We start from the raw sequence: 12767 nt of genomic DNA, 5'->3' as shown, positions 1-12767 counted from the left end.
ACCCCGACCCTCTCCCAGAGGGAGAGGGAGGGAGGGAGGTGGAGTGGCGCAACAGTGGCTCAGAACTGCGCCGAGCCCGGCACGCGCGGGTACGGGATCGCGTCGCGGATGTTCTGCAGGCCGCACATGTAGACGATCAGCCGCTCGAACCCCAGTCCGAAGCCCGCATGCGGCACCGTGCCGTACCGCCGCAGATCCCGGTACCACTGGTAGTGCTCGGGCTTCAGGCCGAACTGCTGCATCCGCTTGTCCAGCATGTCCAGCCGCTCCTCGCGCTGGCTCCCTCCGATGATCTCCCCGATCCCCGGCGCCAGCACGTCCATCGCCGCCACCGTCTTCCCGTCCTCGTTCAGGCGCATGTAGAACGCCTTGATCTTCTCCGGGTAGTTCATCACCACCACCGGCCGGCCCACGTGCTCCTCCGTCAGGTAGCGCTCGTGCTCCGTCTGCAGATCGTTCCCCCACTCCGGCGTGTAATCGAACTTCTTCTTCGCCTTCTTCAGGATCTCGATCGCGTCCGTGTAGTCGATCCGCTCGAAGCTCGAGTTGATGAACTTCTCCATCCGCTCGATGACGCCCTTCTGCTGGCGCTCCTCGAAGAACTTCATGTCCGGGCCGCACTCGGCCAGCACCGCCTTGAAGACGTACTTCAGGAAGCGCTCGGCCAGGTTCGCGTCCTCGTTGAGGTCCGCGAAGGCGATCTCCGGCTCGATCATCCAGAACTCGGCCAGGTGCCGGGTGGTGTTCGAGTTCTCCGCGCGGAACGTGGGCCCGAACGTGTACACCTTGGACAGCGCCAGGCAGTAGGCCTCCACGTTCAGCTGGCCGGACACGGTGAGGTAGGCCTCCTTGCCGAAGAAGTCCTTGCCCCAGTCGATCTTCCCGCCGTCCGTCCGGGGCGGGTTCACCGCGTCCAGCGTGGACACGCGAAACATCTGCCCGGCGCCCTCGGCGTCGCTGGCGGTGATGATCGGCGTGTTCACCCAGAAGAAGCCCTCCTCGTGGAAGAAGCGGTGGATGGCCTGGGCCGCCGTGTGGCGCACGCGGGTGATGGCGCCGAACGTGTTGGTGCGCGGCCGCAGGTGGGCCACCTCGCGCAGGAACTCCAGCGTGTGCTGCTTGGGCTGGATGGGGTACGTGTCCGGGTCATCCACGAACCCGAGCACCTTCACCTCCTCGGCCTGCACCTCGAAGGACTGGCCCTTGCCCTGCGACTTCACCAGCGTGCCCCGGCACACCACCGAGGCGCCCGCCGTCAGGTGCAGCACTTCCTTCTCGTAGTTGGGCAGCGTATTGGGCGCGACCACCTGGATCGGATCGAACGTGGAGCCATCGGTGACGTTGACGAAGCTGATGCCCGCCTTCGAGTCCCGGCGCGTGCGCACCCAGCCGCGCACTTCCACCTTCGTGTCCGGTGCGATCGAACCATCCAGCGCCTTCTTCACACTGACGACCTGCATGACTGCCGTCCTTCCTCCGAAAAAGTCTCGCGGAACGCGGAGTTAGCCGCACCCTGGCCCGAGGACAAGCCCCATGAGCACCGTCCGGTGACTTCTTCTCCCCCTCCAGGCGGGAAAGCCAACGCATCGCGGCAACCACAGGGGGAGACCCGGCGGGTGGGATCGTGCTAATCGCCCATCCCCCATGCGTTCCCTCTTCCAACGCAAGCAGATCGCCGACCTCATCCACGACACCGAGGCGTCCGGCGGCCTGAAGCGCGCGCTCGGCACCGGCGACCTGGTCATGCTCTCCATCGGCGCGGTCATCGGCGCCGGCATCTTCTCCACGCTCGGCACCGCCGCCGCCGGTGAAACACTGCCCTCCGGAGAGGTGATCCGCTACGGCGCCGGCCCCGCCCTGGTGCTGTCCTTCCTGCTGCTCGGAGCCGTGTGTGCCCTGGCCGCGCTCTGCTACGCCGAGCTGGCCTCGATGATCCCCCAGGCCGGCAGCGCCTATGCCTACTCCTACGCGACGCTCGGAGAGCTCGTCGCGTGGATCATCGGGTGGGATCTCATCCTCGAGTACGCGGTGGGCAACGTGGCGGTGGCCATCGCCTGGGCCGGCTACTTCAACTCGCTCATCTCTCCCTGGGTGCACATCCCCGACTGGCTCACGCACGGCTACTACAACGTGCACGCGAGCTCGGATCCCGCCATCCGCGCCCTGCTGGACACGGCGCCGCGCGTCCTGGGCATCCCCGTGCTGGTCAACCTGCCGGCCTTCCTCATCGTGATGGCCATCACCTGGCTGCTGGTCATCGGAGTGAAGGAGAGCACCCGGGTCAACAACATCATGGTGGTGGTGAAGCTGCTGGTGCTCGCCATCTTCATCGGGGTGGGCGCCATGCACGTCAACCCGGCGAACTACACGCCCTTCGCGCCCAACGGCTTCCCCGGCATCCACCAGGCGGCGGCCATCGTGTTCTTCGCCTATATCGGCTTCGACGCCATCTCCACCGCCGCCGAGGAGACGGTGAATCCCCAGCGCACCATGCCGCGCGGCATCCTCATCGGCCTGGCCGTGTGCACCCTCATCTACGTCATCGTCGGAGCGGTCGCCACGGGCCTCATCCCCTACCAGCAGCTCAAGTCCTCGGACCCGCTGGCCCATGCCTTCGAGGTGGCCGGGCTGACGCAGTTCAGCTGGATCATCTCCCTGGGCGCCGTGGTCTCCATGGCGGCGGTGCTGCTCGTCTTCCAGTACGGCCAGCCGCGCATCTTCTACGCCATGGCGCGTGACGGGCTGCTGCCCCCGTGGGCGGCGAAGCTCCACCCCAAATACCGCACGCCCCATGTCACCACGCTGGCCACCGGAGTGATGGTGGCGGTCGGCTCCCTGGTGGCCGATGACGCCGCCACCTACGACTTGACCAACATCGGCACGCTGTCCGCCTTCATGCTGGTGTGCCTGGGCGTCCCCGTGCTGCGCATCCTGGACCCGAATCGCCCGAGGCCCTTCAAGGTGCCCTTCGTGTGGCCCGTGTCCCTGGCGGGAGCCGGCGCCTGCCTCTTCGTCATGCAGGGCCTGCCCTCGCACGCCTGGGTGCGCTTCGGCGTCTGGCTCGCCATCGGGCTCGCGCTCTACTTCGCCTACGGCTACCGCCACTCCGTGCTCCGCAACGGCGGACCGCCCGTGAACCTGGACAACCCCAACCCGCCGGGCACCCGCGCGTAGGCACCCGGCGGGCGGGGCTCAGGCCCGAGGCGTGCCGCCTCGCGTCCCGGGCTCCCAGTACAGCCCGGCGCTGCTCAGCAGACGCTCGTTGCCCAGCCGCGAGAGCGCCTCGCACACGCCGGGATCGGACAGCAGATGCCGCTCGCAACTGCCCCAGTCCAGCCGCAGCAGGACGCAGGGGGTGTCCGCGCACACGGTCGCCGTGGCCGCCAGGCCGAGCATCAGGGCGATCTCCCCGAACATGTCCCCCTCCCCGAGCGTGCGCAGGGGGACCTGGCTCCCATCCGCGTGACGGTGCAGCACCTGGCACCGCCCTCGCAGCAGCAGGTACAGGGCGTCCACCTCCCGGCCCTGCTCGAGCAGGAGCGTGCCCGCCGGCCGGGTGCAGATCTGGAAGTCCCGGGCCAGGGCCTCGCGCTGCTCGGGGCCGAGGCTGCGGAAGAGCGGGTTGCCGCGGAGCACGTCCTCCAGCAGGCGCTCGCGGTGGAAGCCCTGCAGCACGTCCTCCACTGACGGGTGCGTCTGGAGGAGCTGCTCCAACTGCTCCCGCGTCAGCTCCAACACCGCCGTGCGCTCGAAGGCCCGGACGGTGGCGAAGCGCGGGGTGCTGGCCAGCAGCGACATCTCCCCGAAGAACTCACCCTCGCCCAGGAAGGCCACCGTGCGCCGCCTCCCCGACTTGAGCGTCCTCACCACCTCCACGCTCCCCTCGACGATGGCGAACATGGAGCTGCCCGGCTGCCCCTCCTCGACGATGCTCTCCCCCGCCTGGAAGACCCGCGGCTCCAGCGTCTCCATCATCGACAGCAGCTCCCGCGGGCCCACCCGCGAGAGCAGCGAGGCGCGGGGCATGGCCTGGGCCTCGGAGGGAGCCTTCTCGGCGACGGTCTCCAGGAACCGGGTCCTCGGGACGGCGGGTCCGGGCGGCGCGGAGGGGTCCACCCGGCGGGCATCCAGCTCCGCCAGCAGCCGCTGCGCCGGCTCATGGGCCGGATCCAGCCTGAGGATGACCTTGCACAAGGCAATGGCGCGCACCAGCAAGCCTTGCCGCGCCCAGAGTTCCGCCAGTTGTTCGTAGCCCTCGAGCATCACTTCCGCTGGTTCATGAGCGAAGGACTCAATAACTCCTACCCCTTGCTGCCGCAACGTGCCGGACATCGTTCCCCCCTCTGATAGGGCTCCCCCGGAGTCCGGGTCGTGGAGCTCATCCACGCTCAGAGTGCGCGTCCATGGCCTCCCTGTCTGTGAGGGGGTTCACAGCAACCTGGAGATGTCCTCCACCCCACATTACTCCGTGCGGACCACCGAGCCCTCGGGCAGCCCGGTCCGCAGCCGGGCCAGGGCCTGCTCCACGGCGTCCGGCTCCACGCTCTCCACCGTCACCTTCACCAGGTAGTCCAACGAGCGGTCGAACATCGGATAGGAGCCGATGGCCACGTGCGGCATGTCCAGCGCCACCCGGTCCAACACCGCCGCCACCGCGCTCTCCCCCTGGTTGAGGTACAGGACGCGCAGGTGCATGGGCGTGCCGCTCAGCCTCGCCAGCACCGCCTCCAGTTGCGTCCGGAAGAGCTGCGGCACCCCGGGCAGCATGAACACGTCCCCCACCGTCAGCACCGGGTACCAGCTGCCTGGCTGGGGGAGCAGCACCGCGCCCTCGGGGGCGTCCGCCAGCCGCATCGCCTCGGCCGTCGGCTCGTCCACCGCCTTCTCGCGGATGAGCGCCACCATCTCCGGCAGCCGCACCACCTTGCGCCCCATGGCCAGCGCCACCGCCCGCACCGTCACGTCGTCGTGCGTGGGGCCGATGCCTCCACTGGTGAAGACGTACTTCGCGCGCAGCCGCGCCCGCGCCACCGCCTCCACGATGATGTCCACCTCGTCGGGGACGATCTCCAGCGTGCGCAGGGGGACGCCCACCTCCCGCAGACGCTTGATGAGGTGGGGGCCATTGGCATCCACCACCTTCGCCGTGAGGACTTCGTTGCCGATGATGACCGCCGCTGCGCCCGTGGGCTCCATGCGGCCGGGACTCTACCGTACCGCCGCGCGCGTGGGCTTGCGTCCGAGCAGTTTGTGCACCCGAGCCAGACACGCGGCCGTCACGGCCTCCACCGGCTGGTCCCCGTCGATGCGCACCACGTGCTCGCGCTTGCCCCGCAGCCGGATGGCCGCCTCGTACTGTTTGGAGACGCGGCGCTGCTTCTCCTCCGCGTCGAAGAGCTCCTCCGGCCCTCCCCGCGCCGCCCGCCGCCGCGCCGCCACCTCGATGGACACCTCGACGAAGAGCGTCAGGTCCGCCGGCACCGCGTGCGCGTTGATGGACTCCACCCACTCCATGGGCAGCGACGCCCCCTGGTACGCCAGCGACGACAGCACCGAGCGATCGCTCAGCACCACCTGCCCCGCCTCCAGCGCCGGCAGCACCTTGGCCCGCAGGTGATCCGTCCGGTCCGCCGCGTACAGCAGCGCCAGCGTCTCGGGCGCCAACGGCCCCGCGCCTCCGGGCAGCACCAGCCGCCCCGTCAGCGCCTGACGGATGAGCACCCCCACCGGCCCGTCCGAGGGCTCGCGCGTGGTGAGCACGGACTGGCCCTCGGCCCGGAGCGCCGATGCCAGCCGCTCCACCTGGGTCGTGGTTCCGGCCCCATCCAGGCCCTCCAGGACGATCAGACGCCCACTCCGCGCGGGCTTGCGTGCCGGGCTCACCGGGGCAGCAACGCCTTGGGATCGTCCAGTCCCAACCGGTGGCGCAGCTCCATCATCGTCTCGAAGCGCACCAGCTCGTCCGCCAGCACCGTGCGGCCCTGGCGGTAGCGCACCACCCCGTAGATGACCAGCCCCAGCGTCACCGCCAGGCCCAGCCACGCCACGTACGGCGCCCTCGTCGAGTCCCAGAAGAGCTTCGCCGTCGCGCCTCCGAAGATGAAGGACACGACGAAAGAGACGCCCGCGTGGGCGAACAGAAGCGTGCTCTGCCGCGTGGACAGCGCCTCCTGGAGGCGCTCGAGCTGCTCGTGGAGATTCTGCTGCGTTTCTGCGTTCACGGGGGCGGCAACCTAGCGGAAGGAGGCGGCCACGTCGACTCCGCACACAGGGCGTCTGGGGTGGGTAGGCACCCGGCGCAGCAACACCTACAGGACGGGGGTTCGATACTCCAATCATTCGATAAATCGGTGTAACCGGAGCAGCGGGGCTGTCGTACCGCCAGCAACCAGGAAGACCCATCATGATCGACGGACCCAACAGGCGGAACATCCGCCCCCCTCCCCCGCCGCCCCCCGCCCCGAAGCGTGAGACGCAGCCGCGGCAGGTGGCGAACAAGCCGCGCGGTTTCAGCCCGGCGAGCGCGTTCGAGTCGCCCACCAGCAAGCGCGCCCCCGTGGCGCTCACCACGCCCCTCGCCGCCCGGACGACGACGCCGACGTTCACCCCCGTCGCGGCCCGGACGGATGGCCCGGCCCCGGCCCCGGGCCAGCCTGGCTTCGTGGGCCCGACGGCCGCCGCCCCGGCCCCGGGCGATCCTGGCTTCATCGGCCCCGTCGCCACCCCGCCCGAGGTCCTCGAGGCATCACGCGCCATCGAGCAGGCCTACGCGTCGGGCGGCGCGGAGGCCGCCGCCGAGGAGCTCCGCGAGCAGGCCGAGGAGTTGGACGATCCGGCCAAGGTCGATGCGCTGCTCTCCGAGTCCCAGGAGACGATCGATCGGATCTCCACGGACCTCGCCAACGGCGCGAGGAACAACAGCGTCGATCAGGACACCCACCGGGAAGTGCTCCGCGATCTCGACGCGACGATGAACCTCGCCGGCGAGGCCGGGAAGGACCGGGTGGCGACGTCCATCGCCCAGAAGCTCGCCGATGCGATCCCCGCGGGCTCGGATCAGCTGTGGCAGTTCGATGACGCGCTCGGCGAGCTGGCCGAGGACGGCATCGGCTCGACGCTCTCCGCCCGGGTGGCGGAGAAGCTGATCAACGACTTCGGCCGCGTCGAGGCGGGCAACGCGCTGCTCAACACCTCGACCGACGCGATCAACGAGGTCCGCGCCGACTACGAGGCCAAGGCGGAAGACCTGAGCAAGGTGGAGCAGCGGCTCAACGAGGAGCTCGGCCAGCTCGGGCCCGCGCTGACGCCCGAGGAGGTCGAGGCGTACAAGACGGCCTTCTGGGAGCGGCCGGAGAACGCGCAAATCCGCGACGAGGCGCGCGCGGCGGGAGACAAGCTCTCGGAGACGCTCGCCGCCAGCACCGAGCAGCTCGAGGCGCTCGCGGCGCAGGGAGACACCGGCGCGCAGAAGGCGCTCTTCGAGAGCTACAGCGCCCTGGCCAAGACCCCGAACCACGCCGACGAGGCGCTGCTGTTCGCCGGGCGGATCAACCAGAACGCCGGGCTCGCCGACGCGCTGCGCGGGGAGTACGGCGAGGACTTCGAGAAGAAGCTGGCCGATGAGCTCATCGCACCGGCCGTGGGCAACGCGCAGGCGGAGGCGATCGCCGAGGCGGGTGAAGGCGGCTTCGATGCGGCGATGCAGAAGTTCGAGTCGCTCGTCAGCGGCCTGGAGACGGCGCAGTCGCTGCACGACGTCCCCGGGGACTTCCGGCAGATGCTGGACGACATCCGGGCGATCCGTGCCGGGACGTACTCGCCGGACCAGGTCCAGGATCTGCTCGACTCCTGGGATGACAAGTCGCCGCTCGGCAAGTCACTGGCGGTCGCCACCTTCGGGCTTGGTCTCTACGATCTTCCGTCCCAGCTCGCCGAGGGCGAGTACCTGGAGGCCATCAAGAACACCCTCACCACGAGCGCCGCGGGCATCGAGCTGACCTCTGGCATCCTCAGCACCATCGGCAAGGCCGGCGCGGCCGCCGACGTGGCGAAGTTCGGCGCGAAGTTCCTGCCGATCCTCGGGCTGGGCGCTGACGCCATCCAGGCGTACCAGGACATCCAGGCACTGAGGGATGGCGTCTCGCCGGGTGACATCTTCAACCTGGCCGGCTCGGTGGTGTCGCTGGTGGGCGACGTCGCGGGCTTCATCCCCGTCGCGGGGACGGCCGTGGACGTGGTGGCCACGGTCCTGGGCGAGACGCTCCGCCTGGTGGGCGGTCTCCTCAATGGCGACTTCGGCCCCGACCTCGAGGACTTCGACCTGGGCGAGGTGCGCGACATCCTCCACGAGACGCTCGGCCTGTCGGACGCGGAGGTGCAGTTGCTCGTCGCGAACACCAAGAACGGCTACGGCGAGCGGCTGCAGGAGCTGGGGCTCGAGCCGGAGCAGATCCGCGAGCTGCTCACGCAGACGGAGCCGCCGCTGTTCGCCTTCTCCGGCGGCCTGGGTGACTACGTGCCGTTCGGCAACCCCAACCCGATGTTCGAGACACTCGCCGCGTTCGGCCTGAGCGGGGATGAGGCGTACCGGTTCATCCAGGAGCACGGCGACGCGCTCGCGGCGTTCGAGACCGTCATCGCGGATCCGTACAACGCGGAGGCCTCGCTGGGGAACGCGCTCGCCTCGGGTGACTTCTCCGCCTTCCGCGAGCATGCGCTGGATGTGTTGCCCGACGATGTCGCCGACGCCCTGCGGCCCTACCTGAACGCGACGCCGGACACCGAGTACTTCGAGAACTGAGGCCCCGGAGGACAACCCGGGGCACGTGGGCCCCTCACTCCGTCCCCCCTCCCTCGTGGCCCTCACCGCATCCAGATTCGCGGGCAGCTCCACCGGGGATGGGCGTAGCGGCTCGTCGCGTCCTCCAGCGCTCCCCGGTGGCAGCCCACCTTGAAGTCTGGGAATTTGAGTCCGTGCGCCGTGGACACCACCTGGAGCAGGGAAGCCGGGAAACGGATGCGCCTGGAAGACGAACAGGCACCTGTCTGGCTGTTCATGCAGGTGTGCTTCTCTCCGTGCGGAGCTTTCGGGTGGGCTCCGAGGCTGACGCGTGTCTGACACCGCCTCTCACATCCTGCTGGTGGACACTCCTCCCGCTCTTCAACGGCACCTGCGCCTGGCGCTCGGTCCGCTCGGCCTGCACCTGAATTGGCCCGAGGCAGGGCAGATGGTCGAGTCCCTGAATCGCCTGAGGGTCGCCGCGGTGGTGCTCCCCCTGGCGAGCGAGGGAGGGCTTTCCGAGCGGCAGGCGCTGCGACTGACGAGGGAGGCGTACGCCCGAGGTGTACCCGTGCTGCTCCTCACCCAAGAGCTCCCCGAGGCGGTGCGGGTGATGGCCGCCCACCCGGTGGGCGCGGCGGACGTCCTGGCGTGTCCCCCCGAGCCGCGTGTCCTGCGCGCGCGGGTGGCCGGCCTGGTAGAGCGTTTCCAGGCGCACGCCGCCCAGGCGGCCCTGCGCGAGTCCGAGGAGCGCTACCGCCTCACCACGCTCGCCACCAGTGATGCCATGTACGACTGGGACATGGTGACGAACAGGCTGCACTGGAGCACCCATGTGCGGACGCTCTTCGGCCATCCTCCGGCGGGAATACGCCCTGACTTCCACTGGTGGGCGCGCACCCTGCACCGGGAGGACCGGCGGCGGGTGCTGGCGAGCCTGGGTGATGCCATCGACCGCGGAGCCATCAAGTGGCGGGAGGAGTACCGCTTCGGCCGCGTGGATGGCTCGTACGCGGACGTGGTGGATCAGGGCTACATCCTGCGGGACGCGAGCGGCCGGCCCCTGCGCATGGTGGGGGGCATGCAGGACGTCACCGAGCGCAAGCGCGCCGAGCGCAACCTGCGCTTCCTCTCCGAAGCGGGTGCGCGGCTGGGCTCCAACCTGGAGTTGGAGGAGACGCTGCATCGGCTGGCCTGGTTGTGCGTGCCCAGGCTGGCGGACTGGTGCAGCGTGGACATGGTGGGCGACAGTGGGCGCCTTCATCGGATGGCGCTGGCCCACCCCAAGCCACGGAAGCGGGCGCAGGCGTGCGAGCTGTGGACGCGGCAGGTGGAGTCCGCTTCCCGGCGGAGTCTGCTGGCGCATGTGGTGGAGACGGGGCGGCCGCTGTGGACCCCCACCATCACGCCCGCGCACCTGGCGGAGGTGGCGGGTGGGAGCGTGGAAGCCCTGGCCGCGTTCGAGCTGCTGGGAGCCGTCTCCTACATCCTGATGCCGCTGAAGGCGCGCGGGTGGGTACTGGGGGTGCTGGGCCTCGTCATGGCCGAGTCGGGCCGTCACCATGACGAGACGGACGTGGTGCTGGCCGAGGAGCTGGCGAACCGGGCCGCCCTCGCCGTGGATAACGCGCTGCTCTACCAGCGGGCCCAGCAGGCCATCTCCGTGCGAGACGACTTCCTCTCCATCGCCGCGCACGAGCTGCGCACGCCCACCACCGCCCTCAAGCTGAACGTGCAGGCGCTGCTGCGGCGGCTCTCGGGTGATGGCCCGATGCCGCCGCGCGAACAGCTCCTCTCCCGGCTGGAGAGCATCGAGCAGGGCGTGGCCCGGCAGGAGGCGCTGGGAGGCCAGTTGCTCGATGCGACCCGCCTCTCGGCCGGGAGCCTCCAGCTCCATCGCGAGCCGGTGGATCTGGTGGAGGTGGTGCGCGGCGCGATGGTCACCCTCGCCCAGCAGGCGGAGAAGGCCGGCTGCGAGCTGGTGCTGGTCGAGCGCGGGCCCGTGGTGGGGCAGTGGGACCGGTCGCGTCTGGCGCAGGTGGTGACGCACCTGCTCGCCAACGCCCTCAAGTATGGAGCGGGCAAGCCGGTGCGGGTGCGCGCCGTGGGGGGGCCGGATGGGGCCCTCCTCTCGGTGTCCGACAGGGGCATTGGCATCGCTCCCGAGCACCTGTCACGCATCTTCGGCCGCTTCGAGCGCGCGGTGAGCGGCCAGCATTATGGGGGATTGGGGCTGGGGCTCTACATCACCCGGCGCATCGTGGAGGCGATGAACGGGGAGGTGCACGTGAACAGCCGCCCAGGCCGGGGCTCTACTTTCACCGTGAGACTTCCCTACTCGCCAGTACAGCCGCAGCCGCCCTCCCATGAGCCGAAGCAGTCCTCCCACGAGGAGGTGCCTGACTGGGACGGCTCCCGCCACGCACACTGACGCGGACTACTCCAGTCCCATGGGGACATCACACACCGTGCACGGGCCCTGCCCGCCAAGCGGGGCCAGCGGTGCGCAGGACCAGACAATTCAGCACCACTCGTCGTTGGACACGCGGGCGGTGGCCTCCAGCCGGGCCGACTCGCCCACGCAGGTGGCGGGAAGGCCGCGAGGAGGCGGCCCCGCACCTGCTCGAGCTTGCACCCGGGATGCGCAGTCTGGGCTACAGGTCCGACAGGGCCGCGCGCACCGCGTCCAGGTTCGCGGGCAGATCCACCGGGGGGTTGGCGTAGCGGCTCGTCACGTCCTCCAGCGCTCCCCGGTGGTAGCCCACCTTGAAGTCCGGGAACTTCAGTCCGTGCGCCGTGGACACCACCGCCACCCGCGCGCCCCGGGCGATCACTCCCCGCGCCACCAGCTTCTCCAGCGCCGCCAGCGCCACGCCCGTGTGCGGACACGCGAACGTGCCTTCCCGGTCCGCCCTCGCCGCCGCGTTCGCCAGCTCCGACTCCGTCGCCTCCTCCACCACGCCGTCGAACGCCTTCAACATCTTCACCGCTCGCCGGAACGACACCGGCGCGCCGATCTGGATCGCCGACGCCAGCGTCTTCTCCGCCTTCACCGGCACCAGCTCCGCGAAGCCGCCTCGGAAGGACCGCATCAGCGGATTGGCCCGCTGCGCCTGCGCCACCGCGAGCCGCGGCCGCTTGGAGATCATCCCCAGCGCGTGCATCAGCTCGAAGCCCTTGCCCAGCGCGCTCGCGTTGCCCAGGTTGCCGCCCGGGATCACCACCCAGTCCGGCGGCTCCCAGCCCAGGTCCTGGCACAGCTCGAGGGCCACCACCTTCTGGCCCTCGATGCGCAGCGAGTTCATCGAGTTGGCCAGGTACAGGCCCGAGTCCCGCGTCACCTGCTGCACCAGCTTCATGCAGCCGTCGAAGTCCGTGTCCAGCGACAGCACCCGCGCGCCGTTGGCCACCGGCTGCACCAGCTGCGACAGCGACACCTTGTCCTTCGGCAGGAACACCACCGAGGGAATCCCCGCCGCCGCGCAGTAGGCCGCCAGCGCCGCCGACGTGTCTCCCGTCGACGCGCACGCCACCGCCCGGATGGGCACGCCCCTCGCCCGCATGTGCTTCACCGCGGACACCAGGACCGTCATCCCCCAGTCCTTGAAGCTGCCCGTCGGCGAGACGCCACACTCCTTCAGGTCCAGGCTCGCCAGCCCCAGCTCCGCCGCCATCCGCGGCAACGCCTTGAGCGGCACCCTCCCCTCGCCCAACGAGACGATGTCCTCCGCCGGAAGCTGCGGGTACACCCACTCGTGCTTGCCCCACACGCCCGAGGCGTACGGCAGCCGCGAGGCCCCGAAACGCTGCTCGAAGCGCCGCTTCCACTCCTCCGCGGCCACCGAGCGCAGCGCCTCCACGTCGTGCGCCACCTCCAGCAACCCCTCGCACTTCGGGCAGCGGTAGACGACCTCCAGCAACGAGGCCCGGAAGCCACAACCCTCGCTGCAGGCGTACTCGGCGTGAAAGGCAGGCGTTCCCATGGTGA

The 12767-nt window shown here is 69.9% G+C and carries 10 protein-coding genes; 3 read left to right on the top strand and 7 right to left on the bottom strand.

The genetic code is table 11. The annotated features are described in order from the left end of the window. Positions 1–59 precede the first annotated feature (59 nt). Positions 60–1460: an asparagine--tRNA ligase gene (gene asnS, locus Q664_RS41125; RefSeq protein ID WP_043409248.1), complete on the bottom strand. Its 1401-nt coding sequence runs from the start codon at positions 1458–1460 to the stop codon at positions 60–62. Between the two features lie 184 nt (positions 1461–1644). Here asnS and Q664_RS41120 point away from each other — a divergent pair, with 184 nt between their 5' ends. Continuing rightward, entirely contained in the window at positions 1645–3174 is a 1530-nt protein-coding gene (locus Q664_RS41120; RefSeq protein ID WP_043409245.1) for an amino acid permease, read from the top strand. An 18-nt stretch (positions 3175–3192) separates the two neighbouring features. Here Q664_RS41120 and Q664_RS41115 read toward each other — a convergent pair whose 3' ends face one another. From Q664_RS41115 to Q664_RS41100, 4 genes are all read right to left on the bottom strand, one after another. Beyond that, entirely contained in the window at positions 3193–4263 is a 1071-nt protein-coding gene (locus Q664_RS41115) for a cyclic nucleotide-binding domain-containing protein (protein WP_052519305.1), read from the bottom strand. Between the two features lie 198 nt (positions 4264–4461). Next, positions 4462–5196 carry a competence/damage-inducible protein A gene (locus tag Q664_RS41110; protein WP_043409244.1) on the bottom strand — a complete coding sequence of 245 codons (735 nt, stop codon included), beginning with the start codon at positions 5194–5196 and terminating at the stop codon, positions 4462–4464. Positions 5197–5208: 12 nt separating this feature from the next. Further along, entirely contained in the window at positions 5209–5883 is a 675-nt protein-coding gene (gene tmk / locus Q664_RS41105; RefSeq protein ID WP_043409241.1) for a dTMP kinase, read from the bottom strand. Then, positions 5880–6221, bottom strand: a complete 342-nt coding sequence (locus Q664_RS41100) for a hypothetical protein (protein WP_043409238.1) — start codon at positions 6219–6221, stop codon at positions 5880–5882. Before Q664_RS41100 ends, tmk begins: the two co-directional genes overlap by 4 nt. Before the next feature lie 182 nt (positions 6222–6403). Here Q664_RS41100 and Q664_RS59590 point away from each other — a divergent pair, with 182 nt between their 5' ends. Next, on the top strand, positions 6404–8800 hold the full coding sequence (locus Q664_RS59590; protein WP_043409235.1) for a hypothetical protein: 2397 nt from the start codon (positions 6404–6406) through the stop codon (positions 8798–8800). A 62-nt stretch (positions 8801–8862) separates the two neighbouring features. On the opposite strand, the gene Q664_RS58480 is transcribed toward Q664_RS59590, so the two are convergent. Continuing rightward, on the bottom strand, positions 8863–9057 hold the full coding sequence (locus Q664_RS58480) for a hypothetical protein (RefSeq protein WP_200883841.1): 195 nt from the start codon (positions 9055–9057) through the stop codon (positions 8863–8865). Between the two features lie 53 nt (positions 9058–9110). Here Q664_RS58480 and Q664_RS53345 point away from each other — a divergent pair, with 53 nt between their 5' ends. Continuing rightward, on the top strand, positions 9111–11210 hold the full coding sequence (locus tag Q664_RS53345) for an ATP-binding protein (RefSeq protein ID WP_052519304.1): 2100 nt from the start codon (positions 9111–9113) through the stop codon (positions 11208–11210). Positions 11211–11433: 223 nt separating this feature from the next. Here the strand turns inward: Q664_RS53345 and thrC are convergent, their stop codons facing one another. After that, a complete protein-coding gene (thrC, locus tag Q664_RS41085) occupies positions 11434–12762 on the bottom strand; it encodes a threonine synthase (protein WP_043409314.1) in 1329 nt (442 codons plus the stop codon). Positions 12763–12767: the final 5 nt, after the last annotated feature.

Source organism: Archangium violaceum Cb vi76 (genome assembly GCF_000733295.1).
Lineage (GTDB): Bacteria > Myxococcota > Myxococcia > Myxococcales > Myxococcaceae > Archangium > Archangium violaceum.
Note: the sequence above shows the minus strand (reverse complement) of the source record. Positions and strands in the feature narration are given on the sequence as shown.

Bases quoted from the DNA above. Each gene is read 5' to 3' on its own strand.
- thrC (WP_043409314.1), bottom strand. From the start codon at position 12,762: ATGGGAACGCCTGCCTTTCACGCCGAGTACGCCTGCAGCGAGGGTTGT.
- asnS (WP_043409248.1), bottom strand. From the start codon at position 1,460: ATGCAGGTCGTCAGTGTGAAGAAGGCGCTGGATGGTTCGATCGCACCG.
- Q664_RS41120 (WP_043409245.1), top strand. From the start codon at position 1,645: ATGCGTTCCCTCTTCCAACGCAAGCAGATCGCCGACCTCATCCACGAC.
- Q664_RS41115 (WP_052519305.1), bottom strand. From the start codon at position 4,263: ATGCTCGAGGGCTACGAACAACTGGCGGAACTCTGGGCGCGGCAAGGC.
- Q664_RS58480 (WP_200883841.1), bottom strand. From the start codon at position 9,057: ATGAACAGCCAGACAGGTGCCTGTTCGTCTTCCAGGCGCATCCGTTTC.
- Q664_RS59590 (WP_043409235.1), top strand. From the start codon at position 6,404: ATGATCGACGGACCCAACAGGCGGAACATCCGCCCCCCTCCCCCGCCG.
- Q664_RS41110 (WP_043409244.1), bottom strand. From the start codon at position 5,196: ATGGAGCCCACGGGCGCAGCGGCGGTCATCATCGGCAACGAAGTCCTC.